Below are 23,302 nucleotides of genomic sequence, written 5' to 3'. Positions count from 1 at the left end.
TCATTCACCGGTTCAGCGCGCGCATCCGATTGTACCGCCGGGCCTGCGATGCAACGATGGGCGTGACCTCCTGCTGCCGTGGCATCAGCACGTTTCAGCAAGTTTCAGCGCGTAGAGGGCCGCATCACGCAGATGTCAGAGTTTCGAGCCGCCGTCGACGCGCAGCGTATCGCCTGTGACCCAGCGGGCCAAATCGGATGCCAGGAAAACCGCGGCCCCGGCGATGTCGTCAGGCTGGGCCACACGCTTGAGCGCCTGCATGCCGAGCGTGAAGTCGCGGCCCGCATCGGTTTTCGCGAAGTTCGACATGTCCGTCTCGACGACACCCGGCGCAATCGCGTTGACACGAATGCCGCGTTCGCCGAGCGCGGATGCGAAGTGCCGCACGAGCGTATCGATCGCGCCCTTGGTCGCTGCGTAAGCGGACAGATTGTTCACGGCGCTGCGTGCCGCGAGCGACGACAGCAACACGACGCTGCTGCCGTCGCCGAACATCGGCAGCAATTGCTGTACGAGAAAGTACGGCGCGCGCACGTTGACCGCGAAGAGGTCGTCAAAGTCTTCGACGGTCGTTTCTTCGATGGTGGCCGCCTTGGAGATGCCAGCGTTCGCGACCAGGACATCCAGCCGGTCGCCGGCCAGCGCACGCACCCGTTTTGCAAGCTCGTGCGGGCCATCCGCCGCGCGCAGATCGGCCGCGACCTTTTCTGCGCTGCCGCCCGCGGCGCGAATCGCTTCGACGACTGAATCCGCGGCGTCTTCAGCGCTACCGAAATGAACGAGTACGCGCGCACCGGCCTTGGCCAGTGCCAGGGCGATGGCCCGGCCGATGCCGCGTGAAGCGCCCGTGACGAGCGCGGTTTTTCCGGTCAGACTGGTCATGATCAAACTCCTGAGGATGATTGGCGAGGACGTCGGCGGTTGTGCTCAGGCGTACGGGCGTTCCGAGAGAAACTGCGCAACGTGCGTGACGAAGCGCTCGGGATACTGATACAGCGAGCCGTGATTCGCATCGGGATAGATGATCAGTTGGGCATCGGGTATGTGCTGCTGCAGGATCCACGAGTTGATCGAATAGATGATCACGTCGTTGTCGCCGTTCACGACGAGCGTCGGCTGCGTGATGGCCTCCAGATAGGCATACGGGTTTTCGCGCGCGGCGCCCCACTTGGCGAGCGCGGCGAGCTGAGCCGGCGCGACCTTGTCGTTCGCTTCGGGATCGCGGTTTTCCTTGCGCAGACGAAACCGTTCGAGGAAAGCGCGCCCCGCTGTCTGGCTCGCGGCAGACGGCGCGAAGTGCACGCGTAGCCAGAGGTGGTCGGGCTCGTCATAACTCACGCCGAAGATCTCCTGTGCCTCCGGAGTCAGCGAAGCCATGCCTTCACCGCTGCGCGGGCCGGTACCCACGAGAATCAGCCTGCGCACCAGCGGAGGTCTCGTGAGCGCGAGTTGCTGCGCGATAAGACCGCCCATCGAGAAGCCGAGCACGTCGACCTGTTTCAATTCCAGTGCATCGATGAAAGCCGCCGCGTTCGCCGCCATTTCCTCGATCGATTCCGGCACCGTGCCCGAGCTGCTGGAGATGCCCGCGTTGTTGAACAGGATCACTTCGCGGCCTTGGGCGAGACCGTCGCTGACGGCCGGATCCCAGTGATCCATCGTGCCGGTGAAGTGAATGTTCATGATGAGCGGCACGCCTTGCGGATTCCCGAACCGGCGGTATGCGAAACGGATGCCGTTCGCTTCGACGTACTGCGTGGGTGCTGTGTGATGGGTATGGCGGGTCATGGCTGTCATCCTTTGAGTCCGGAAAAGAGTCAGGTGACTCATATCTGGAACGTATGGGGCATCCGCTGATGCGCTGCCTGCTGATGCTCAATGTAGGCGCATCGCGCACGCTTGAAAAAGACTTTTGAGGCAGCGCCCCATGCGTGACAGGCATGGCTAACAACGTGCTGCCGCGCGCGGGATCAGTCTGGAAACAGGTCGCCGAACATCGGCAGGCCGCTGACGGATTGGGATTCGGTTGCCTCTTCCTGCAAGACGTCCCAGTGCTCGGCCAGCTTGCCGTTTTCGAAGCGTACGATGTCGGCCGCGATCCACGCCGCCGCACGCCCGTTGCCGGAGAAGCGACCATGCGCGATCACATAGTCGCCTTCCGCCACCACGAGCTGGTTTTCGTAGCGCAAGGTATCGGGCAACGTGCGGATCAGATCGAACAGGCCGTCGCGTCCGGGCGCGATGTGCGCGCTGTGCTGGATATAGTGCTCGGACCAGAAACGGTTTGCGGCTGCGTAGTCCCGCTTGTTGAAGAGCGTGTCGAAGGCTTCCAGCAGCAGCGCCTTGTTGCGCTCCGAAGATGTGTTGGTCATGTCAGTCTCCATAGGTCGGCTTGACGATCGTCGCTCGTTCAGGCGGTCAGTTCGCAGAGGCTGTTCCCGCGGCGGTGCGCGCCGACCGGCCGAACAGCATGATGGCGAGCATCGCAAGCACGCACAGCGCGGCCCCGGAGTACATCGCGTCGAACAATCTGTAACGGTCGACGATCACACCGCCTGCGAATGAGCCGAGCGCGATCGAGATCTGGAAGACCGCGACGAACAGCGCCATGCCGCACTCGCGCATGTCAGGAGCGGCTTGCGCCATCCACATTTGCAACGCGACTGGCATCGCACCGTAAGACACGCCCCACACCGCGAGGGCCGCGATCGCCGAGATGCGATGGATGCCGAGCGCAGGAAGCATCGCCACCGGGAGCGCGATGAAAAGGATCGTAGCGAGCAAGGTCGTACGCACATCGCGTTGCGCCCCTGCGCCGCCGATGAAATTGCCGAACAGGCCGATCAACGTGTAGCCGAGCAACAGCGACGAGATCGTCTTGCCGTCGAACCCCGAGACCGTCGCCAGGAACGGCGTCACGTATGTGTAGGTCGTGAACTGGCCGCATAGCGCGAGCATCATCGCCACGAGCCCGACTCGCCCCGGCCGCCTTGCCAGAATGCCCAGCAAGTCGCGCCCGCTGATGCGCTGTATCACGCGAAGCTCGGGCAGCACCGCCATTTGTACAAGCAACGCGAGGAGCGACATCGCCAGCGTAGCCCCGAATGCCGCGCGCCAGCCGGCAAGCTCTCCGATCAGGGCGCAGCGGGACCGCCGATCAGCATGCCGAGCGATACGCCGGCGAATATCAGCGAGGTCGCGCGCCCGACATGCCGTTCGGCCACCAGCCTCGCGCCCAGGCCCGCCCCGATGGCCCAGAATCCCCCAATCCCGATACCGAATAACGCGCGCGCGAAAACGAGGACAGCGAAATTCGGCGCAAGCATGGCGATCAGGTTCGATGCAACCAGGATGAAGCCCAGGCCCTGAAGCACGCGCCGGCGATCGACGCGCCGCACCGCGACCGTCACCGCAGGCGCGGCGATGGCGGCCAGCAGCCCGGGCGCGCTGACCATGATGCCGGCAGCGCCCTCGCTGACGGCGAGTCCTTGGCTGATGTAGCGCAGGAGGCCTACGGGAAGAAACTCGGTCGTGCAGAATACAGTCGCGCTCAAGGCAACCGAGAGGACTGCAAACCATTCCGGTGACTGGGTGGATCGACAATTTTCGGACGGGTTCATGATCCTTTTCCTTTTGGATGTGATGAAATATCGATAGCTTTCTTCAGCCAGTGGTTCGGTCATTGACTCGCACGACTTCACCAGTGACCCAGCGCGCCGCGTCAGACGCGAGGAATGTGACGACGCTGCCAACGTCATTGGCGGCGCCCTCGCGTGTCTGTTCAGCCAACGCTGGCTTATCCCCCTCTACGAGGCTTTCCGCGACTCCGTTGACGCGGATGCCGCGGCCCCCCAGAGCGAAGGCGAAATGCCCGACCAATGTCTGAATGGCGCCGCCGATCGCCGCGTCGACTGCGTGACGTCCACCCGCGGCTTGACGCGCTGGCAGAAGAAGAAACGTGACGTTGCTTCGCATGCACATGATGGGAAGCAACTGCTGGACGAGAAAAAACGGCGCGCGGACGTTGAGCGCGATCTGATGATCGAAATCGTCGGCGGACATGTCGCCTATGACGTCGCTCGTCGACATTCCCGCGTTCGCGACGAGGATGTCGAGTCGGTCGCCCACGATAGCGCGGACCTGCCGTGCGAGCCGATACGGTCCCTCACGCGTCGTCAGGTCTGCGACGATCGCACCGGACCTGCTGCCAATGCCGCGGATCTCGCGCACGACGGTCTCGGCCTCGCCCGCGCCCCGACCGTCGTGAACGATGACCTGCGCCCCGGCTCTCGCAAGCGCCAGAGCGGCGGCGCGGCCGCTGCCGCGCGAGGCGCCCGTGACGACAGCGGTCTTTCCTGCGAGGACATTCATGTCGTCTTCCTTTCGGCCTGTCTTTGCGGTGGCGGCGCGTAGGGTTGCGCCGCCGATGGACACGAAAGATAGGCTGTGCAGGCCGTCGCGAGAAAGACTTTATAGGCTGGTCTCCATACCTGCGAGGCATGGACGGGAGATGGCGTTTTGCCGCTGGCGATAGTTCATCGACGTAGCGGAAGAAGGCAGGCTGACGGTGGCAGCGGCGTGCCGCTACTGATGCGAAGTGCGCGTGGAGTCGAGCCGGCCGATGCTAGCGAACGTCGGGTGAGGCGATCTGGGCACAGACGGCTCTTAAGCCCCGAAAATCACCGACTACGACGCCAGCACGCACCACCGCAGCGTGAAGCCGTCGGACATCAAGAAGCGCCGGGTGGACGTCGTGGATGACAACCAGACCGCCCCGCGCGCTCTACGCCACCGTGAACTGCGCCATCATGGCGGAGTCCTCATGTTCCAGGATGTGGCAGTGCGCCATGTAGGGCGCGTCGGCAGCGGCCGGGTGAGGAAAGCTCAGCAGCAGTTCGCTCACGCCCGCATTTGTGATCGGTGCGATGTCCTTCCAGCCGGCCCGATGCGGCTGCGGCGGTCGCCCGTTCTCGGAGAGGATGCGGAACTGGCAGCCATGGATGTGCACCGGATGCAGCATCTTGTCGTCGCCCTCGGAAACCCGCCAGCGCAGCAGGTCGCCGCGCCCGGCCGTGAAGCCCGGTTCCTTCAGTGCGAAGGGCTTGCCGTTGACGCCGTTAAGCGCAAGCTGCTCGGCCATCGGCAAGGCCGGCTCGCCCTCGATCAGCCGGGTAACGCGAGCGACCACCTCAGGTGCAACGGGGCCCGGCATCGCCATGCCCATCATCAGCCCGGCCTTCATCAGCGGCATCATGCCGGCCTCATCGCGGAACATGTTCATGACCAGCGCCTGGCTGACAGCGGGCGGCTCCGCCGGCAATGAAGGCAAGCTCGCCAGCACGTCGGGAAGCTTGCCCTTTCCTTCCGCCCCCGTCGGCCGGATCGTCAGCAGGCGCAGCGGCGCATCGAAGGGCGGCAGCCGCATGACGGCTTCACCCTCGGGCTGCGCGACCAGGTCGAACGGCTTGCCGGAGCGGCAATCCACCATCAGTTCGAAGCGCTCGCCCGCGTGCAGGACGAGTTCGTTCACTTTCACCGGACGCTCCAGCAATCCGCCGTCGGAGCCGATGACGAAGAGCGAGCGACCGTCCGAGGCGCTCAGCCGGTAGCTGCGCGCATTGGACCCGTCCAGCACGCGCAGCCGCACCCAGCCGCGCGCGGTGCGTGCCTCGGGATAGTTTGCGCCGTTGACCAGCGGCCGGGTGCCGACATAGCCGTTGATCGCCGTGATGATGTTCATCGTATCGAAGAAGGCGCCGTCGCTGCGAAAGCGGCGATCCTGGATGATCAGCGGAATGTCGTCGATGCCCCAGCGCGAAGGTAGCGCCAGCCGGTCCGCCTCTTCGTCGTCGACGATCAACAGGCCGGCCAGGCCCTTGATCACCTGCGCTGCGGTGGTCGGATAGAAATGCGGGTGGAACCAGAGCGTGGCGGCGGGCTGGTCGATCGGCAGCGTCGGCCGCCAGCGCTCGCCGGGTGCCACGGGGCGGTGTGGACCGCCATCGACATCGCCAGGGATGATCAGCCCGTGCCAGTGCACGGTCGTCGCCTCGGGCAGGCGGTTGGTGAAGTCGATTGTCACCGCCTGGCCGCGCCGCACGCGCAGCGCCGGACCCAGGAAGTCGCCGTCATAGCCGTAGGTCGGCGTGTTCCGGCCCGACAGGAAGCGGCGGCTGCCGCTGCGGGCGTCGAAGGCGATGACGCCCTGCGCGTCCGGCCTGCGTTCCGGCGGGATGGGCAGGCTAACCCGGGCATCGCTGGCCCAGCTGGGGAGCGCCGCCAGCGCGCCGAACGCGGCAACGGTCTGGAGCGCCTGACGGCGTGACATGGGCGTCATGGTGAGTTCCAAGGCAAAGCCGGCATGCCGGCGTCAGGATTCGTATGACGTCTTCACCGCGTCATGCAGGTTCACGGACAGCTTCGAGACCATACGCATCGGTAACCACTGCGCGGTCCATCACGGCATCCAGCTCCCCACGGGCGCTCACGCGCGCTGATCCAGCCATCGCAACCCGGCGCCTGCAGGCAACCGCCTAACGCGGGGGGCGATGTCATTGTAGGCGACGGCAAGGCCCGTGCAGCGCGACGTTTCGATCGAGTAGCCGTCGTTGTTCCGTACGAAAATTACCGGCTCAGGTCATCCCGGCCGAGCTTGCCCGGCATGTGGCCGCACACGTAAGCAAGGCTCTCGACTGCGCCCTGAACTTCGTGATGCCGAGCATGACTGGATAGCCCGCGCGCGGCCTTCCCGAATGGAGCAAGGCTAGGTTCCGGCGGGATGAAAGTCCCGAACATCAGCCGAACTTTTGCCGAGATCGCGGCTTGGTCGCGTTCGGATATGATTTGCCGAGACGAACGGGAACAACTCAGCCATGGGTGCCGATGATCGCGCAGTTATCCGGTTTGACGAATTCGCCCTGAACACGGCGAGCGGTACGCTGCACGATGCGCGCGGCGCCGAGATCATGCTGCGCCCGAAGGCGTTCGCGCTGCTGCTCTACCTTCTCGAACGCCCGTGCGTGTTGCATCCGCGTGAGGCACTGCTCGACACCCTTTGGCCCAACCTCGCCGTGACCGATGACAGTCTGACGCAATGCGTGGGCGATCTGCGGCGTGCGCTGGGCGATCGCGCAACCACCGTGCTGCGTACCGTACCGCGGCGCGGCTACATGCTGACGACGGCTGTGCTGCGAGAGACTGCCGCCGCCGACGTTCCCGCCTCGGCATCCACGACCCTTTTGCCGATTTCAATCGCAGTGCCGCCGGATGGCGATCTGCTGTTATTCGAGGCGCTCGAGCCGGCATCGGACGATGTCGAGGCCCAGCGCTTCGCCCGTGCCCTCGGCGCGGAGTTGCTGATGACCTTCAGCCGGTCCGAGACGATTCTGGTCCAGACGCGGGTGACGCAGCCCTTGCCACCCGAGAGCTTTCGCCTGTCGGGCGCGGTGCGGCGCAGCGGGGAGGAAGCGCAGCTTTCGCTGCTGCTGGAGGAGGCGGATAACGACCGCGTCTTGTGGGCCGATCAGTTGACCTTGCCCCCGCCGGACCAACGAGAGACGGCATTGGCCGCCCTCGCCGCCCGGCTGGAAACGCTGGTTATGGGAGAAGGATTGCGCCGCGCCCGGCAGAAACCGGCACACGCGCTCAGATCCTATGACTTCGTCCGGCTGGGCGCCGCGCTCTACGGCCGTGGCGGCGAGGAAGAGAAACACGAGGCGGAACGGCACTTCCTGCGGGCTATTGCGATGGATTCCGGGATCGCGATCGCGCATGCCTTCGTCGCCATGATCCTCATGAATCGCCTGCACGTCGCGCAGGGGCAGGACCGAGCCTCCGAACGCCGAAGGGCGCTGGATTCCGCGCGCCAGGCGGTCGAGTTGAAGCCACGGTCCGGCTTTTGTTTGGCTGCATTCGCCTATGCGCTCGCCCGTTCGAAGCAATGGGATACGGCGGTCGAGAATGCCCGGCTGGCGGTGCGGCTCAGTACCCTGTCAGCCATCGGCACACGTACGATGGCCGCGGTAGCGCTGCTGGTCAGCGGCGAGGCCGCCGAAGGGCTCCTGGCATTGCAGCCAGCGATCGCGCTCGACCCCCTTCAGCGCGGCAGGACCGCGCTCCGCGCTCGGTACCATCCTGCTGCTAACGGGCCGTCGCGAAGAGGCCTCGGCCGAATTGCGACGCGCCGCCGCGCATCTGCCCGATTTTCCGCCTTGTTTGCGTTCCACGGTCGTCGCTGCCGCCGAACTGGGACGGATGGACGAAGCAAAGGAAGCGCTGGCGCGACTGAGCCGGATCGATCCGGACTGGCTCGGCAGCCTGAGAGAATTTCTGTCGTTCATGCGGGATCGGCAAGTCGTCGACCGCTTTCTGAACGCCTTCGCGGCCTGCGGTGAGTCAGAGATGGAATGCGCGGGCCCTTCGGTCGCGGCGGATGGCGGCGCGGATCGAGGCTGAGCCTTCCGGGCACTGATCCGTCGCCCCCTGTCAAGAACTGGCGGTGACCCATGTCCTGGACGTCCACTGCGTTTAGGCCGAAGGCTTCGGCCCATCCTCCGCGCATCCTGTTCTGCAACACTGGCTGCGCCGGCCAAATCAGCGAAAAGAGGCCAGAAAAAAGGTCTTTTCGCGACGCCAACATATGCAGGTGATCGATAGAATTTCGTCCTGTATCCACGTTACGCACCGTCACGCATCTGATATCTGTCAGATCGCTTTTCCACATCGGATTTCCGGTTCATCCAGCATGACACGGCTCGCACGCCACTACGTCCCGGCACAACCACAGCACGTTATCTTGCAGGGGTTCACCGGCCCCGCCTTCCTGGACGAAGGAGACTATCTGTACTTCCTCTCCTGCCTGGCAGACGCAGCGCGCGTCGCCGATCTGGCCGTGCACGCGTGGGTGCTGATGCCTGAGGCGGTACAGTTCCTCGTCACCCCTTCATATCAGTCGAGCGTGGCCATTACGATGCAGGCCGTAAGCCGTCGGTATGTCGAGACCTTCAACCGCCGCCATGGGCGCCGCGGCGCGGTATGGGGCGGCGGGTACGGCGCAGCAGTGATTGAGCCCGAGCGGTACTTCCTGCTCGCGAGCCAAGCTATCGATCATGCGCCGGTGCGTAGCCGACTTGTAGCCGACCCGGGAAGCTACCGGTGGTCGAGCTACACGCACCATATCGGGCTGCGTGTCGATAGCTTTATCAAGGACCATCCACTTTACGGCGCGCTCGGCAATACGCCGCTCGAGCGCTACCGGGCATATGAGGCTTTGGGCGCACAACCTCCTGACGAACGCGAGGTCGATAACCTGATGCAATCGACCCTGAAGGGCTGGGTGCTCGGCAGCGCCGCGTATTGCGAGTGGGCGGCGCAAACAGCCAACCGGCGTTTGATGCCACTGCTCCTGCGCGACCGGCCGCAGAAGGAACGATTGCGTACCTAGGAAAGTCATCTGCTCGCTTCAAGCAGGCCGCAGGGCCGAATGGGTTCGCGACCAACCCGGCCGCTGCGAACGTCGCCCTTTGAAGGTGGCGTTGAGCCTAGCCCGGCACACAGGCCCCTTACCGTGTGTGGCCGTTCAAAGGCTCGTTCAGCAAGGCTGTTTCAGGCGGCTGTTGCTTTGAAATCCCCGAGCTGTTGCTTTTCAACGATGCTCTTCAATGCCTCATGCCGACCCAGAGCGGTCCACCGGCACCAAGTCGTTGGACTGCGGCTTGCACGAGACCATCGGACTTTTCGAGGACGCCGGTGCAACGCGGGACCGACATCATGGGCGAGATCGGGGCGGCGTCAAATAAGCATCATCGCGCACTACCCCTTCATCCGCTCTTCCAAATACCTCACCGCCCGCGCGCAGGGCGCGGGTAACGGCCATTCCGCGCGATGGATGAGCCATAAAGTCTCGACCACGGGCGACCCGCACTCCACCACTTCGATCTTGTACTGCTGCGCGAACGCTGCCCGCGCATAACGCGGAATGACCGTGAATCCCAGCCCGCGCGCCACGAATTCGAGGATGAGTGCGATCTGGTTGCTGAAACCGTTGCGCGGCAGGTCCGCGACGCTTGCGTTCTTCCGAAAGCGCCGGCTCAGCAAGCGATTCGCCATCGCCCGCCCATCCGGATGATCGATGAAACCGAGCGTTTCGAGATGGCTCCACGCACGCACTTTTGCACCCGCTGGCACGACAAGTTCCAGGGGCTCCTGCATGAATTTGCTCGCGGTGAGACGCGTATCATCGGGCTTGAGTGTGACGATGCCGAGGTCGTATCGATTGGTCAGCACCGCGTCGAGCACTTCAGGATCCGGCGCGAAACAATAGCGAATCTTCCATTGCGGATGCTGCGCCTGCCAATCCAGCATTAACGGAAACAACGCCAGCCCGATGCTTTCCGGCGTGATCAACCCGATCTCTCCAGCTTCTGCAGGACCGGACACGCGCGCATCGAGCCGCCGGCGTGCCTGTTCCATCGCTTCGCAATAGTCGAGCAACGCGCGCCCGGCAGGCGTCAGTTCGATGGCACGTGGTCGGCGTATCACCAGCAGACCGAGCGCATCTTCCAGATGGTGCAAATGTTGAGAGACGGCCGCCTGCGTCAGATCGAGCCGTTCCGCCGCGCGCGTGAAGTTGCCGAGTTCGGTCAGCGCAGCGAACGTGCGCAGCCATTGCGGATTGAGCATGATGAGTTGTAGCTGCACCTGGCCATTCGTCGGTAAGGGCTTCGTGTAAGGGCCGATCACCTCGGCGGCGAGGGTCTCCGATTGACCTCGGGCGGTCAACCACCAGCACTGACATCGAAGCAAAAGCGGTCGCACATGCGACGCGCATCCGCTCCTGATGCTGTCCCCATCGGTTCCGTCAACTGCGTGCGATTCCCTCGACTAGCACCGCTCGGTAGGTTGCACCCCTAAACCGATCACGGCGCCGCCGCAGTGTCAGCGAAATGCTTGGCGGCCCGGGTCAGGCAATCCATCCGCCGTCGACCGTCAGGCTCTCGCCGGTCGTATAGCCCGCTTCAGGGCTGGCTAGATAAGCCACGGCCGCCGCGATTTCTTCCGGTTTTCCGAAACGGCCAACGCTTGCGAGCTTCGTCATCGTTGCGTGGTCTTCCGTGCCAGGTTGCGGAGCGAGTTCTGTATCGATCGGGCCGGGTTGCACGGCATTCACGGTCACGCCGAATTTCCCGAGTTCACGCGATAGCCCGCGCGTAAAGCCTCTGAGGGCGAATTTCGAGGCGATGTAGAGCGTCACGCCAGGCAAGGGCGCGGCTTCGCCGAAAGCCGAGCCCACGTTGATGATGCGCCCCCAGCCTGCCGCGACCATGCGCGCTGCCGCGTCTTTTGCCAGTTCGATCGGCGCGCGCACATTCAGGTTGAAGTGCGTGTCGTACGACGTGTCCGACGAATCGAGGAACGGCCCATATTCGACTGTGCCAGCGTTGTTGACGAGAATATCGAGCCGCCCTTCGAAGCGGCCGCCGAACGCACCATACAGCGAGTCAATGAGGCTCTTGACGCCTTCTGGCTGCGACAGATTGGCGCCGACAGCCTCAGCCTCGCCGCCGGCATCGCGGATTTTCTTGACGACGGCTTCGGCCCGCGCGGCACTCGATGCGTAGTGAACGATGACGGATGCGCCGTCGCGCGCAAGACGCGCCGCAATAGCTGCGCCGATTCCACGCGAAGCGCCCGTCACGAGCGCGAGTTTGCCTTTCAGAGCTTGGGTCATGCTTTTCCTCAACAGTAGGTTTTGAAGCGGTCCTCCGGCTTGATGAGCCGGAAGGGACTGCTGCATCGGAGCCAATGTTTCGTGCATTGGTTGATGCGTATCCTCCGCTGAGGCGGAATCGCCCGGTAGCCGCGGGCGGGGAATAGCGCCTATTCCTGCTGCGAGGGGGCAAAGGTGCGCAGCGTCTAGCCGGTGAGGCCTGCGCCAGAGTTGCGCTCATTGAGAAGGTGCTCGACAAACGCAACGAAGGCACGCGCCTTCGTGGTTGCCATGCGACCGGACGGGAAAACCGCCCACAGGTCGATCGGCGGCAACGTCCAGTCAGTCAGGACGGCCTGAACCGTGCCGTTTGCGAGTTCGGGGGCGAACATCCATTCCGAAGCGACGGCAAGGCCCATGTGCCCGAGTACCGCCGTGCGCATGCCTTCAGCCGCGTTCACGCTTATCCGGCCGGACAAGGTCACGGTCGAGTCGGAGCCGTCACTGCGGCTGAACAACCACGATTCACCGCCGCCTCGCAGAGAGTAAACGACTGCCTGATGCCGGTTAAGGTCGACAGGTGTTTGAGGAATGCCGGCTTCGGCGAAATATGATGGTGTGCCGACGACGAACCGCCGCGCGCTGGAGATGCGACGCGCGGTCATGGTCGAATCGTCCAGCGTGCCCATACGCAATGCGACATCGACGCCCTCTCCAAGCAAATCGACGGATCGATCGTCAAGTACGATGTCGATGCTCAGATTGGGGTGCTGATCCAGAAAAGACTTGAGGGCTGGCAAGACATGCAGCCGGGCGAACGTAACGGCAGCGCCGATGCGCAATCGTCCCGACAAGCCTTCCGACGACTCGCGCACAGCCTGCTCGGCCTGATCGGCCTCATCGATGGCCCTCAGTGCGTGATCGTAGAAACGCTGACCGGCATCCGTCGGCGCGAGGCCACGCGTCGATCGCAGCAGCAGACGGGCGCCTAGACGTTCTTCTAGTTGTGCCACCGCCTTTGAGACGGCTGGCTGGCCGAGCTTCAAGCGGCGTGCGGCGGCAGAAAACGAACCCGCATCGACAACTGTTACGAAGGTCTCCATCGCCACCATGCGGTCCATGCGCCTTCTCCTAGCAGATCGTTAGCGAAAGTGCGCAGTGTAGCGAAACGACGACCTCCCCAGACAAAGCACGCGTTAGGTGGGACGCCGACCTGACTTAGGCGATCAGATGCTGGGGGCCGCTTCTTTTTTCCTGACTCCGATGACTGCCTTCGAGTAGAGTGCGGCCCCTTGGCAGCTTGATCTCAAGCGCGGCTGGGTGTCGCTGATTGGCCGGCAAGCGCACGCTCGCCGGCCTTGAAAGCCTTCAAGTCGTCCGCGTCGGTGACCGTTGTTCGCCAAAACGGTCTCCTTGATATTGAGTCGCCGCAGTCTCTCGCGAGTTTGGGGCAAAGCTTCCTCTCCCCGAAGACCAACGGCCGATGGGCCACGAGAATCTCTGCCTCCGATATGCTTGCTCAACGTGTACACACCAGCTATGAGGCAAAGGAACTGGATCCTATTGTCCTTAAGCGTTTGTGACTCGCCTCCATACACCTTCCAGCATCGCCGGTACCCATTGCTCGGCCGGGCACCGACTCCAAGTATCGGCAAGGAAAATCATCGATTCGTCACCGCTCGCCTGCCGAGCTTTCTCCAGCTCCAACAACAGCAGCGTACCCGCGGTGTAGGGGCAGCCACCCACCGTTCCATTCGATGTCGCTTGACGAAGGACCACGCCCGGAGCAAAAAGGCAGCGTTCGCTGGCCATCTCGGGCGCGAGTGTCTGCCGCACCGAGGTGTCGAGATAAAGACAGCGCATTTGATTCAGGCCTCTTACGACATTGTGTATTGCTACACTGACCGCATGGACGCCTGCAAGGTCTCCACCGACCATCGAAGCGAGCAACGCCTTGGCGCGCGTCACCTTGCCCGTCACTTTCGAAGCCAAATTGCGCACCGCATTACCCGGCGCTAGCGACGCAGCAATCACTTCCGCAGCGGCCCAGGTATTGTCGTCAGCTTCGAACGTGGGGCTGAATAAGCGGCCGATGATCTGCTGCACGAGCGGCCCGACCGCGACATCGGGGTTCGACTCGCGAATCCACGCTGCCAATGGCTCCAAATCGGCGGGGGCCGCACGGATATTCGGTGCGGCCGTGTTGAGTTTCTTCCACAACGCGTCCTGTTGAATTTCTCGTCCGATTGCCTTTCTCGCGCTCATCGTTGGGAATCGGTGTCCATTGTAGGACAGCACCCCAAGTATGCGGCGGACCAACAGACTGTTGAGCAATGGCTTGCCAGAGCCAAAAACGCGGTCAAGCGTGTCGTCACGTGCGATTTGAAGGATGTCAGCAGGCTGATCCACCTTGATGACATCGACAAGACCCGGAATGTGTTTATGTTCCACGACTGTGTACCTCGAAGGAGTCATTCTTTCAGCTCGCGTGGGGCGGCAGGCCCAGGCTATTTCCATCGCTGCCACTTGCGCCGCTCGAAGGGCTGACGCCCGCGATGACCTTCCCGCGTCGTCAGATATGAGCCCCGATCATGCCGTCGAAACCGGCTAATATCTATCAGCTACCCGACAGATTCGCACTCTATGACTTCCGATGCGCAGCGCTATCGACCACAACTTGCAACAACACCGTGGTTCAAGGATTTGCCGATCGAGCTTCAGGACTATCTTGTCGCTCGCTCTGACCTGCTCCGATTAGAGAAGGGGCAACAGCTTTATCGGCGCGGCGAACAGTCGTTCGGCCTGTACGCAATTCTTGATGGTGCATTGTCGATTGGCACCGTCGGCGCGGATGGAAAAGAAGCGTTGCTCGCCGTCGTTGGGCCGACCGCCTGGATCGGCGAAGTCTCGATGTTCGATGGGCTGCCTCGCCCGCACGATGTGTCAGCCATGCGTAAGACTCTCGTGCTTCACGTACCCGGTCCCGCGTTGGAAAGCCTGCTTAGAGTTCATCCTGCTTACTGGCGGAATTTTGGCTTGTTGATGGCGCAAAAAATCCGGATCTCTTTTGAGACCAGCGAAGCCATAATACTGTTGCCCGCCGCTCAGCGCCTAGCAAGTCGCTTATTGCTGATCGCTGGTGGCTACGGCGGGATTAATGCGGAACACAGCAAGATAATGCTCTCGCAAGATACCTTGGCTTCAATGGTTTCGCTTACTCGGCAGACGACGAACCAACTACTCAAGAACCTTGAGAGTCAGGGTATTGTCGATCTGAAATTCGGGGAAATCGTTATTCTTGATTTTGATGGCCTGCGCGCTGCCAGTGTCAATGATCCCGGCCCTTGTGGCGCAAATCCGGCTGCCTAGATCGTGGCTGCTTCAGTGCGCCACTTTGAACGACGAACGAGAAAGGCGAGTTGGAAGCCTGTGCAGCCAATTTGTCCGCCAGACACCCCTTACCAGTCATCTGCGGATCAATACTGAGGTTCGCCTCTTGGCCGAGCCCTGTCGGATGACCGACGTGAGAGCTTCGGCCTTTGCGGACGTTCGCTGATCGCGGCCGGGATGACCGGTCGACATTCAGCACTGGCCGTCGATACCACAGTCATGCCGAACTGCGGTTCGTCCCTCGACCAACAGGCGAAATCGACCCCTTGCCGCCATTCGGTTTGCCGCGAAAGCAACGGCCGATTGCAATGCTCAACGGCCCTTCACTCGCGCGGATTTTCTGGTGTTCGCTGGGGGCCTGGCGACGTGCGGCCTGAACCCGCCAGCGCCGTAAATTTTTTCTGACACGAGGGCGGTCGAACAACCATGCTGAAATGCCGCTTGTTCCGTCGGCGAGCCGCAGTACAGGCCGCCCTGTTGTCGCTTGTGTCCTGCGACGGCTCCGCTCCAGATTTTAGTATGGTCTCTCTCGTAATCCGGATCGCCTTATCAAAGCTGCTATCCGTCGCGACGTGCCTGTTGTCAATGCTCACGAGCCAATGTTCAGCGCTAAGGCACCAGGGGGATCCTACGCTCCTCGATGAGCAATGCGAGCCATCGCCGAATCGAGGCATCTATGGCCTTTTGCCGCCGACGCCGCCGCTCTGATGTACTTCACATCATCCAAATTAGGCACTTGCCGCCTGATCAGAGGTTGGCTGCTGCTCGATATAGAGTGGTTCAATGCGGATCGGCAACGCTCAATCCGTGGAAGGAAGCGGGTACGTTTCGTCTTGGCTGCCTAGCTGCGCTTTTGGAGCGCCACTCGGCCGACGGCAGGGACGGCCGCCGGAAACGATGACCGTGTTGCCACCTCCCATCGGAATGTCGATGCCTTGTGGTACCTAAACTCGTAAATATCTTTATTCGCCTTCGCGCCAAGGGTAAACGCGGGTACGATGAACCTGAAATCGAAGTTCTAAATCCGGGATCAACGCCATTACGAAAGCGAATTGATCGCCAACGATATTTGCTTCCGAGCCCGACCTTCCCAACAGCCACGCGTCCAACCTGGTTTCCAAGGATTCACCGCATTTGTCCTCGGCGAGAAAAATACATTCGAGTTTCCGGGCACCGACCGGTGGCGGGCCATTGTTAGATCGATACTCGGCAATCGCGCAAATCAGTCCGAATAAAAGAGTCCAATGAAAAATATCAACGCAACAGCCGTAATGCACAATTCGGGTCACCCCTCTTTCGACAGTTCATCGTCTCCCTTAATAGGCTTGTTTGTTTCTCGCGTCGCCAACGACGTGGTCAAAGCTGCGGATTTCGATTCGTGCTCACCGGAAGCTCAAAAGAAAACCACTCGCGCGCTTCAACCGGGTCCGCAATGGCTCTCAGGTCGGTTTTCCCACCCGACGGGCGTCCACGACTTCAAGGTCTACGTTCCGGCGAATTACCGCGGCGCACCCACCTCCCTTATCGTCATGCTTCATGGCGCCAGCCAGGACGCCGATGACTTTGCACTCGGCACCGGAATGAATCGGGCCGCTGAAAGTGGCGGCTGTATCGTCGTTTATCCCGAGCAGGGAACGAGTGCCAACATGTTCAGGTGCTGGAATTGGTTTCGGCCGGCAGATCAGGTCCGCGATTCAGGCGAAGCCTCGATCATCGCGGGAATTACGCGCGAGGTGATGGCATCCTACGCGATCGACCCGACCCGCGTTTTCATTGCCGGAATGTCGGCCGGCGCGGCGATGGCAGTGAACCTTGCGGTCACTCATCCCGACCTTTACTCGGCCGCCGGGATTCATTCAGGCTTGGCGTTCGGTGTCGCCGACGAAGCATTTTCGGCGATGACCGCAATGAGGACGGGAACCTGCGCCGCCCAGCTGAGCGCCGCACGAGACGCGATGGGCGTTTGTCGTGCGGTGCCCCTCATCGTCTTTCACGGTGATCAGGACACCACGGTGCATCCGCTGAACGCCCAGGGGCTGATGCAGATGCATCGGAGCCTGATGCTCGGCACGGATGAGGCATACGCATCGGTTACCACCGAACTCGGACAAGTGGAGCAAGGCTATCCCTATACCCGCAACACGTATCGACGTAGCGGCGGCGGGGAGGTCTTCGGCGAACAGTGGCTGATCCACGGGCTTGGTCACGCCTGGTCGGGTGGCGATCCCAACGCCACTCACACGGACGCCCGGGGACCGAACGCTGCGCGAGAGATGATGCGATTCTTCGAGGCCGTCGCCGACTCACGATAGATGGCCCGCAAACGCGCGGGCCAAATAGGCAGCGCGTCAAAATAATAATTGGGTCGTTTATACCTTTTTCAAATTATCCAGCTTAGGAATAAAAAAGGGCGACGTAAAAAATACGAACCGCAAATTGCATTCTTGCATAAATGAAATAAGGCTTGACGCTTGAATTTAATGCTGTAGGATGAATTTCACCGTGCAATGCAGCAACGCATTTTTCACCTCTCCCGAAATTCCAAACCCGTCTAAAAATTAAATGGAGTAATTTATGTTCTTTCTTCCTCCGCAGCAAATGGCAGCATTTCAAAAAGCTAAATTCCAGGCGTGGATGAGCTTGACCGATAAGTATATGGACGGCTTTCAAAAGCTAACGCAACTTAATGTGCAAACCATTAGAACGCTCATTTCCGAAAACGAGGGTGTAACCAGGCCAGCGCCTGAAAATGCCAGCGACGTGAACGAATGGCAATCGAAATTGCTTACGCAAGTTCCGGAAAAGGCAGCATCGTATAGTCGGCATTTTTTTGCGATTGTCTCGGCAACAGGCGAGCAGGTGGCGCGTGAGGCGCAAAGCCAGTTTGCCTCATATGGCGGTCACATGAACGAGATCTTCAAGACTGCGGTTGATCACGCATCCGAGGCGTCGGAAAAGGCTGCTGTGGCCTTGGAGACGAACTTGAAGCAAGCGACCACGGCCTCGGTCGAGGCGACAGCGAACGCGGCTGATTCCCTGGCGAAGGAAACCCAGTCGAATGTCTCGGCCGCGAGCAATGCCATGAAGACCGGCGGCGATACGGCCATGCAATCGATGAACAAGCCGAATCAAAAGCACTAAGCATCTGCAGTCCCGCTGCTTCGGGACTAGTCTCTGCAACGACAAGCAAAGGCCCGCTTCCGAGCGGGCTTTTGTTTGTTGAACTCGGAAAGCAACGCAAGCGCGCCCCTTCGCGACCTGGCGTGGCTGTCCGCCGTTTCAAACTTTTGAATCATCCCTCAACTCGAACTTGCTCCAGTGCAACGCTGGCCTTTTCGTAGTGGGCAATAAATTCTTTCGATTCTCACGCATGGAGCGGATACCCCCTATTTGCATTCGCACAAGCGGCGTAACTTGCAGATAAGGGTTCGGGCCGTCGTCCGACCCACCTGGGAATAGCCCTTGCGCTATACACCACAACACCAATTTCCAAGAACATCATTTTTTTTCGTTTTCCTAACTTCACGGATTTCAAAATGCGCCTGCTCACTACACAAGACGGTCTTCCCCGTATCTCCTGGGGTGCCGTCATCGCCGGGGTCATCCTCTCCCTCATCGCTTATCTGATCCTCACGGTGCTCGGGACTGCAATTGGAGCGTCTGTCCTGTCGCCGCTTACTCAGCCCGATCCCGCGCGCGGATTCGCCTTCGGATCGGGCGCTTACATGATCGTGATGACGGTGATCGCAGTGTTCATCGGTTCATACTTCGCCGGCCGTTGCGCGCCGGTACTGGGCTGGCTTCACGGCCTCCTCGCCTGGGCGGTGATGATCATCGTTATGGCTTACGGCGCAACGTCGCTGGTAGGAAGCGCCGTCAATGCCGCGGGCAGTATTGCGTCGACAGGCGCAACGGTGACCGCGGCAGCGGGTCCGTCCGCAGCCAGTGGAACGATGATGAGCTCGCTCAAGGAGCAGGTCCAGGGCGCGGTGGCCTCGGCGACGGCCATGGCCTCCAGTCCGCAAGCTGAAGCCGACACACGCCAGGCCGCAGACACTGCAGCGCGCGGCGTCGCCCGTGCATCATGGTTCTCGTTTGCTGCGCTCGTGGTCGGCGCGATCATCGCAATCGTGTCCGGCGTTGCGGGCTTTCGCCATCAGCCGCCGTTCGAGGACGCCGGTGGTGCTGCATACAAGGACGACGCCGTGCGCTCACCGCGACGCACCGTACCGGGCAGCCGTCCTGCGCACTGAGCGCGATACAACTTTGCGAGTCGGAGGACGGGCATGAGCGGTAACGATGAACCGACGCCGAATCTCGAAGGCGGACCGACTACTTTAATCGCGAGCGAGGAACGGCTTGCCCTTACGGCTCGCGAACAGGAGACCGGCGCGCTTCGGGTTCGAACCGTCACTCATACCGAGCTACACGAGCTTCCCGTCCTCTTGCACAGCCGTACGGTGCAGGTAGAACGCGTTGCAGTCAATAGATTCGTCGACGCCCAGTTCGCCCCGCACCAAGAGGGCGACACCTTGATCGTGCCCGTCTTCGAGTACGTGCCCGTGACCGAATTGAAGCTGTTGCTCAAAGAAGAGGTACGTATAACGACCGTCGTCTCTACCGAGACCGACGTTCACGTTGCAGAGGTGCAGCGTCAGCAAGTCGTCGTTGAAAGACGAGTCGGATCAGCGGGAGACTGGATTGCGGACCCCGCGATACCGTCCTCTGGCGCAGGCGATTCCGTTTCAAATCCCGCTGTATAGATTTTATTTCCTGGCCGCACGTCAGGCTGCTCAATCTCATTCGGAGTTTCACATGACTCAAGTAATCGTAGGTGTATTCGACTCGTTTCAGGACGCCGAGACCGCTGTCTCCCGTCTGGTCGCGAGTGGCCTGAATCGTACCGACATGGAAATGCATGCCGCTGATCAAGCCGGCGCGCCCGGTGACGTTGCTCTAGCCGACGCTCGACCGTTGACCGTAACGACCGAAGAAGCCGGCGTATTCGGCAAGATCGAGCACTTCTTCAGCAATATGTTCGGCGCCGACGATCGGCCAGAAGAAGTGGGCCATTATCAGGAAGCCGTCCGGCGCGGTGGCGCCTTGCTGACCGTCACGGTGGCCGATGAAGCGCACGTCGGGATGGTTCGTTCGACAATGCATGAGGCAGGGGCCGTAGATGTCGATGAGCGAGCCGCGCAATGGAAAAGTAATGGTTACACAGGCTTCGACGCGACAGCCAAGGCTTACACCCCCGATGAGGTCATCGCAGATCGCAAAGCGTTCGCAGTGACGCGTGAATCGCTCGACGTAGGCAAGCGCGAAGTGGAAACCGGCGGCGTGCGGGTCTATTCCCGTTCCACGGAAACGCCTGTTTCCGAGAGCGTGAATCTGCGCGAAGCACACGCGACGATCGAGCGGCGGCCGGTGGATCGCATTGCCACGGCAGAGGACCTGAAGGAAGGCTCGGTGGAAATTCGTGAAACGGCTGAGCACGCCGTGGTGGCAAAAACCGCACACGTGATTGAAGAGGTCGTCGTGGGCCGCGAGGCAACGGAACACACGGAAACCATCAACGAGACCCTGCGTGGCACGGATGTCGAGGTCGAGCGTGTTGGCGCGAGCGCAGCTGGACTTGAGCCGGCGGAGTCGGAACTTCCGCGTGGCGTGCCAAGCGCGAATGAATCGATGATCAAGACGCCGACGAAATCTGCCTAAATCAAAGACAAGGCGATTGCCCGACAGCCTGGAGGGCGCTCGCCTGCTCACAGGAGCATCCATGAAGAATCCCTGGACGAAAAAGAATCCGTTTATGAGCATGTGGTTAAGCGGCGCGAACACGGTGATTGGCTCGGCGCGAGGTCGCGCGAACGCCGCAGCAAAGCGCGGTGTGGTCGATTTCTGGACCGCAGCGCTTACGCCCGCCAAACCCAAAAAGCGCAAGGTAAATCCATAACTGACCTCCGGTGCTCACATTTCATCGCGAGATGAAGTCATCTCTTCCCCACAAACCCCGTCAGCAACCTGAAGTAACCACGCCAAAGCGATATTCGCTTTGAGAACTGAGCGCCTTCATGAGAAGGCGTGCCGCGTCAATTCTGGCGCGGGACCGCTCGGCGAAAGAGCGTCACTCGCGAGAAACGCTCACCAAATGCGCAACGTCGCGCGTATGGCGAAAGCTCTTCTCCAAAGGAAAAAGTCATGTTCATTCATAACAAGCGCCTTCAATATACGGTGCGCGTCGCGGCGCCCAATCCCGGTCTTGCAAACCTGCTGCTGGAACAGTTCGGGGGACCGCAAGGCGAACTCGGCGCTGCGTGCCGTTACTTTACGCAGGCAGTGGGTGAGGACGATCCGGGCCGTAAGGATCTCCTGTTCGACATTGCAACCGAAGAATTGAGCCACCTGGAAATCATTGGTTCGATTATCGCGATGCTGAACAAGGGTGCAAACGGCCAGTTGGCCGAAGCGGTCGAAAGCGAGGCAGAACTTTATCGCTCGATGACTGGCGGCGGCAACGATTCGCACACCACGTCCCTGCTTTATGGTGGCGGACCCGCGCTGATCAACTCGGCCGGCACGCCGTGGACGGCTGCGTACGTCGATACGATCGGCGAACCGACCGCCGACCTGCGTTCCAACATAGCGGCCGAAGCACGCGCCAAGATTGTTTATGAGCGACTCATCAACGTAACTGACGATCCGGGCATTCGCGAAACGCTGGGCTTTCTAATGACGCGAGAGATCGCGCATCAAAAGTCATTCGAAAAAGCCCTTCATTCGATACAGCCGAACTTTCCGCAAGGCAAACTTCCCGGCTTCCCGGAATTCACCGGCGTCTACTACAAGATGTCGCAAGGCGAAGAGTCAGCAACGCGTGGCCCGTGGAATGAGGGACCGGAGTGGACGTTCGTCGACGATCCCCGACCCGCTGTGGATGGCGGCGATGGATTGGCGACGGTAACGGTGACTTCGGCGGATGTGGAAACACTGCAAGCCATGGCGGCACGCACGGCTTCCGACGCTAGCAGCGACCCGGTCACGGGTGCTGAACTCGGGGCGGGTCAAGCTGCCTGACTCGTGGCGTTGCGCCTAAAAATCCGGAAGAGCGGCCCGCAAGGGCCGCGTCGGGTTGGCCGTCATACACATGCTGCATTCCATCCTTACCGAACCGTCCGACGACTCTGCTCAGTGGCGATCGGACGGCGCCGCAGAGCCCTTTCATGCCACGAGTGCTAATCTGCTACATCACTCGAATATATGCCCAGCAAGTATTCACGTTGTACCGTCGGTCGGCCGAAAGTGCTTGAGCGACGGGTCAAGATGAAAGTCCAGCGTTCGCAGGAGCGCCTCGAACTGAACAGGCTTAGTGAAGTGATAATTGAAACCTGCTTGAATCGACGCTAACCGATCCGCGAGGGACGTCAAGGCCGTCAACGCGATCAGCAAGGGTTGCGTTTCTAACACCATGGCTCGAACGTTTCGAGCTACGGTGCGCCCATCCATCAGTGGCATTTCGATATCGAGTAAGGCAATGTCTGGATGCCAGTGCTGAATAGCGGTCAAGGCAGATAATCCGTCGATGACCGTGTGAACTTCGAAACCGTGCAGTATCAGAGCAGCCGCGCTCGCGTTAAGCACTACAGTGTTGTCATCAGCCAGGAGAAGCCGAGGTGCTGTCGGTTTGCGCATTGTCTTCTCGATGGTGTGCCCTACATCAAGCGCACGTGGCATTCCCGACGGACGGATTATTATTCCCTCCCAGATCGAACCGCTGTCTAACGTCGACAAGTTCAGACATTGGGATGAGCTTTCAGGGAAGTCAGGCGAAGTGCCGCCATAAGTTTTGCCCGTTCGACGTTGTTCCCGTACAGGTCGAACTCGATGCCGACTGCATGCGTACGCGATGATTGCTCGCTCGCGGAAAAGAGTGATTCGAAGAATTCAGGTGCTAATTTCCGAACCATCTCTCTTCCCATCGATGACGTCTTCGGCCAGCCGTGTGAGCCGGGTGAGCGCTTCCGCTTCCGAGAATACGGCGGTCCGCCAGGCAGGCGTGAACTGTCTGTCGTCGTCAGCGTCACCCACCTCATGCGTGATAACGAACGTTCCCGAGTAAGCACCGCGAGCGTCAGGACCGATCACATCGACGCTGATGTTGCAATCCCTGTATGTTGAGTTTTGAACTGTCATCAGCCCTCCCTC

Annotated in this window: 23 protein-coding genes and 1 pseudogene; 11 read left to right on the top strand and 13 right to left on the bottom strand. The window is 61.1% G+C overall.

Going from position 1 to position 23,302, the window contains the following annotated elements; translation table 11 throughout:
- Positions 1-135: 135 nt before the first annotated feature.
- From PQR08_RS08535 to cueO, 7 genes are all read right to left on the bottom strand, one after another.
- The gene (locus tag PQR08_RS08535) at positions 136-882 is read right to left on the bottom strand and encodes an SDR family NAD(P)-dependent oxidoreductase (RefSeq protein ID WP_250485958.1); all 747 of its coding nucleotides are present in this window, start codon (positions 880-882) and stop codon (positions 136-138) included.
- A gap of 45 nt (positions 883-927) precedes the next feature.
- The gene (locus tag PQR08_RS08530; RefSeq protein ID WP_250485957.1) at positions 928-1,788 is read right to left on the bottom strand and encodes an alpha/beta fold hydrolase; all 861 of its coding nucleotides are present in this window, start codon (positions 1,786-1,788) and stop codon (positions 928-930) included.
- A 182-nt stretch (positions 1,789-1,970) separates the two neighbouring features.
- Complete coding sequence (locus PQR08_RS08525) at positions 1,971-2,372, bottom strand: nuclear transport factor 2 family protein (protein WP_250485956.1); 402 nt, start codon at positions 2,370-2,372, stop codon at positions 1,971-1,973.
- A gap of 46 nt (positions 2,373-2,418) precedes the next feature.
- Entirely contained in the window at positions 2,419-3,087 is a 669-nt protein-coding gene (locus tag PQR08_RS08520) for an MFS transporter (protein ID WP_250485955.1), read from the bottom strand.
- A gap of 47 nt (positions 3,088-3,134) precedes the next feature.
- A complete protein-coding gene (locus tag PQR08_RS08515; protein ID WP_250485954.1) occupies positions 3,135-3,620 on the bottom strand; it encodes an MFS transporter in 486 nt (161 codons plus the stop codon).
- Positions 3,621-3,663: 43 nt separating this feature from the next.
- The gene (locus PQR08_RS08510) at positions 3,664-4,371 is read right to left on the bottom strand and encodes an SDR family NAD(P)-dependent oxidoreductase (RefSeq protein WP_250485953.1); all 708 of its coding nucleotides are present in this window, start codon (positions 4,369-4,371) and stop codon (positions 3,664-3,666) included.
- Between the two features lie 412 nt (positions 4,372-4,783).
- On the bottom strand, positions 4,784-6,349 hold the full coding sequence (gene cueO / locus PQR08_RS08505) for a multicopper oxidase CueO (protein WP_408161256.1): 1,566 nt from the start codon (positions 6,347-6,349) through the stop codon (positions 4,784-4,786).
- 523 nt (positions 6,350-6,872) lie between these two features.
- Between cueO and PQR08_RS08500 the strand changes: the two are divergent.
- From PQR08_RS08500 to PQR08_RS08490, 3 genes and pseudogenes are all read left to right on the top strand, one after another.
- Positions 6,873-7,163 (top strand): annotated as a pseudogene (locus tag PQR08_RS08500) (winged helix-turn-helix domain-containing protein); the annotation flags it as partial.
- A 1,009-nt stretch (positions 7,164-8,172) separates the two neighbouring features.
- A complete protein-coding gene (locus PQR08_RS08495) occupies positions 8,173-8,454 on the top strand; it encodes a hypothetical protein (protein WP_408161255.1) in 282 nt (93 codons plus the stop codon).
- A 289-nt stretch (positions 8,455-8,743) separates the two neighbouring features.
- The gene (locus PQR08_RS08490; RefSeq protein WP_250485950.1) at positions 8,744-9,442 is read left to right on the top strand and encodes a transposase; all 699 of its coding nucleotides are present in this window, start codon (positions 8,744-8,746) and stop codon (positions 9,440-9,442) included.
- 368 nt (positions 9,443-9,810) lie between these two features.
- On the opposite strand, the gene PQR08_RS08485 is transcribed toward PQR08_RS08490, so the two are convergent.
- From PQR08_RS08485 to PQR08_RS08470, 4 genes are all read right to left on the bottom strand, one after another.
- On the bottom strand, positions 9,811-10,680 hold the full coding sequence (locus PQR08_RS08485) for a LysR family transcriptional regulator (RefSeq protein ID WP_250486058.1): 870 nt from the start codon (positions 10,678-10,680) through the stop codon (positions 9,811-9,813).
- A 280-nt stretch (positions 10,681-10,960) separates the two neighbouring features.
- Complete coding sequence (locus PQR08_RS08480; protein WP_408161254.1) at positions 10,961-11,728, bottom strand: SDR family NAD(P)-dependent oxidoreductase; 768 nt, start codon at positions 11,726-11,728, stop codon at positions 10,961-10,963.
- A gap of 185 nt (positions 11,729-11,913) precedes the next feature.
- Complete coding sequence (locus PQR08_RS08475) at positions 11,914-12,828, bottom strand: LysR family transcriptional regulator (RefSeq protein ID WP_250485948.1); 915 nt, start codon at positions 12,826-12,828, stop codon at positions 11,914-11,916.
- A gap of 448 nt (positions 12,829-13,276) precedes the next feature.
- Complete coding sequence (locus tag PQR08_RS08470) at positions 13,277-14,158, bottom strand: hypothetical protein (RefSeq protein ID WP_250485939.1); 882 nt, start codon at positions 14,156-14,158, stop codon at positions 13,277-13,279.
- 192 nt (positions 14,159-14,350) lie between these two features.
- Here PQR08_RS08470 and PQR08_RS08465 point away from each other — a divergent pair, with 192 nt between their 5' ends.
- The 8 genes from PQR08_RS08465 (at position 14,351) to PQR08_RS08430 (ending at position 22,174) form a co-directional block, all read left to right on the top strand.
- Positions 14,351-15,076 (top strand): Crp/Fnr family transcriptional regulator, encoded by a 726-nt coding sequence (locus PQR08_RS08465; protein ID WP_250485938.1) that lies wholly within the window; start codon positions 14,351-14,353, stop codon positions 15,074-15,076.
- A 1,265-nt stretch (positions 15,077-16,341) separates the two neighbouring features.
- Complete coding sequence (locus PQR08_RS08460) at positions 16,342-17,409, top strand: extracellular catalytic domain type 1 short-chain-length polyhydroxyalkanoate depolymerase (RefSeq protein ID WP_250485937.1); 1,068 nt, start codon at positions 16,342-16,344, stop codon at positions 17,407-17,409.
- Between the two features lie 262 nt (positions 17,410-17,671).
- Positions 17,672-18,238 (top strand): TIGR01841 family phasin, encoded by a 567-nt coding sequence (phaP, locus tag PQR08_RS08455; protein WP_250485936.1) that lies wholly within the window; start codon positions 17,672-17,674, stop codon positions 18,236-18,238.
- Between the two features lie 395 nt (positions 18,239-18,633).
- Complete coding sequence (locus PQR08_RS08450) at positions 18,634-19,350, top strand: YrzE family protein (protein WP_250485935.1); 717 nt, start codon at positions 18,634-18,636, stop codon at positions 19,348-19,350.
- A 33-nt stretch (positions 19,351-19,383) separates the two neighbouring features.
- On the top strand, positions 19,384-19,860 hold the full coding sequence (locus PQR08_RS08445) for a YsnF/AvaK domain-containing protein (RefSeq protein ID WP_250485934.1): 477 nt from the start codon (positions 19,384-19,386) through the stop codon (positions 19,858-19,860).
- Between the two features lie 52 nt (positions 19,861-19,912).
- Positions 19,913-20,815, top strand: coding sequence for a YsnF/AvaK domain-containing protein (locus PQR08_RS08440; protein WP_250485933.1), 903 nt, complete (start codon positions 19,913-19,915; stop codon positions 20,813-20,815).
- 61 nt (positions 20,816-20,876) lie between these two features.
- Positions 20,877-21,053, top strand: coding sequence for a hypothetical protein (locus PQR08_RS08435; RefSeq protein WP_238218426.1), 177 nt, complete (start codon positions 20,877-20,879; stop codon positions 21,051-21,053).
- A 245-nt stretch (positions 21,054-21,298) separates the two neighbouring features.
- A complete protein-coding gene (locus tag PQR08_RS08430) occupies positions 21,299-22,174 on the top strand; it encodes a manganese catalase family protein (protein WP_250485932.1) in 876 nt (291 codons plus the stop codon).
- A gap of 198 nt (positions 22,175-22,372) precedes the next feature.
- On the opposite strand, the gene PQR08_RS08425 is transcribed toward PQR08_RS08430, so the two are convergent.
- Both PQR08_RS08425 and PQR08_RS08420 read right to left on the bottom strand, forming a co-directional pair.
- A complete protein-coding gene (locus tag PQR08_RS08425) occupies positions 22,373-22,789 on the bottom strand; it encodes a response regulator (protein ID WP_408161253.1) in 417 nt (138 codons plus the stop codon).
- Positions 22,790-23,041: 252 nt separating this feature from the next.
- Positions 23,042-23,290, bottom strand: coding sequence for a hypothetical protein (locus PQR08_RS08420; RefSeq protein WP_187609336.1), 249 nt, complete (start codon positions 23,288-23,290; stop codon positions 23,042-23,044).
- Positions 23,291-23,302 lie beyond the last annotated feature (12 nt).

The sequence above is a fragment of the Caballeronia jiangsuensis genome (assembly GCF_046030135.1).
GTDB classification, from domain to species: Bacteria; Pseudomonadota; Gammaproteobacteria; order Burkholderiales; family Burkholderiaceae; genus Caballeronia; species Caballeronia jiangsuensis.
This window is presented reverse-complemented; position numbering and strand designations above follow the sequence as displayed.

Bases quoted from the DNA above. Each gene is read 5' to 3' on its own strand.
- PQR08_RS08535 (WP_250485958.1), bottom strand. From the start codon at position 882: ATGACCAGTCTGACCGGAAAAACCGCGCTCGTCACGGGCGCTTCACGC.
- PQR08_RS08530 (WP_250485957.1), bottom strand. From the start codon at position 1,788: ATGACCCGCCATACCCATCACACAGCACCCACGCAGTACGTCGAAGCG.
- PQR08_RS08525 (WP_250485956.1), bottom strand. From the start codon at position 2,372: ATGACCAACACATCTTCGGAGCGCAACAAGGCGCTGCTGCTGGAAGCC.
- PQR08_RS08520 (WP_250485955.1), bottom strand. From the start codon at position 3,087: ATGTCGCTCCTCGCGTTGCTTGTACAAATGGCGGTGCTGCCCGAGCTT.
- PQR08_RS08515 (WP_250485954.1), bottom strand. From the start codon at position 3,620: ATGAACCCGTCCGAAAATTGTCGATCCACCCAGTCACCGGAATGGTTT.
- PQR08_RS08510 (WP_250485953.1), bottom strand. From the start codon at position 4,371: ATGAATGTCCTCGCAGGAAAGACCGCTGTCGTCACGGGCGCCTCGCGC.
- PQR08_RS08490 (WP_250485950.1), top strand. From the start codon at position 8,744: ATGACACGGCTCGCACGCCACTACGTCCCGGCACAACCACAGCACGTT.
- PQR08_RS08485 (WP_250486058.1), bottom strand. From the start codon at position 10,680: ATGCTCAATCCGCAATGGCTGCGCACGTTCGCTGCGCTGACCGAACTC.
- PQR08_RS08480 (WP_408161254.1), bottom strand. From the start codon at position 11,728: ATGACCCAAGCTCTGAAAGGCAAACTCGCGCTCGTGACGGGCGCTTCG.
- PQR08_RS08475 (WP_250485948.1), bottom strand. From the start codon at position 12,828: ATGGACCGCATGGTGGCGATGGAGACCTTCGTAACAGTTGTCGATGCG.
- PQR08_RS08465 (WP_250485938.1), top strand. From the start codon at position 14,351: ATGACTTCCGATGCGCAGCGCTATCGACCACAACTTGCAACAACACCG.
- PQR08_RS08460 (WP_250485937.1), top strand. From the start codon at position 16,342: ATGAAAAATATCAACGCAACAGCCGTAATGCACAATTCGGGTCACCCC.
- phaP (WP_250485936.1), top strand. From the start codon at position 17,672: ATGTTCTTTCTTCCTCCGCAGCAAATGGCAGCATTTCAAAAAGCTAAA.
- PQR08_RS08450 (WP_250485935.1), top strand. From the start codon at position 18,634: ATGCGCCTGCTCACTACACAAGACGGTCTTCCCCGTATCTCCTGGGGT.
- PQR08_RS08445 (WP_250485934.1), top strand. From the start codon at position 19,384: ATGAGCGGTAACGATGAACCGACGCCGAATCTCGAAGGCGGACCGACT.
- PQR08_RS08440 (WP_250485933.1), top strand. From the start codon at position 19,913: ATGACTCAAGTAATCGTAGGTGTATTCGACTCGTTTCAGGACGCCGAG.
- PQR08_RS08435 (WP_238218426.1), top strand. From the start codon at position 20,877: ATGAAGAATCCCTGGACGAAAAAGAATCCGTTTATGAGCATGTGGTTA.
- PQR08_RS08430 (WP_250485932.1), top strand. From the start codon at position 21,299: ATGTTCATTCATAACAAGCGCCTTCAATATACGGTGCGCGTCGCGGCG.
- PQR08_RS08425 (WP_408161253.1), bottom strand. From the start codon at position 22,789: ATGCGCAAACCGACAGCACCTCGGCTTCTCCTGGCTGATGACAACACT.
- PQR08_RS08420 (WP_187609336.1), bottom strand. From the start codon at position 23,290: ATGACAGTTCAAAACTCAACATACAGGGATTGCAACATCAGCGTCGAT.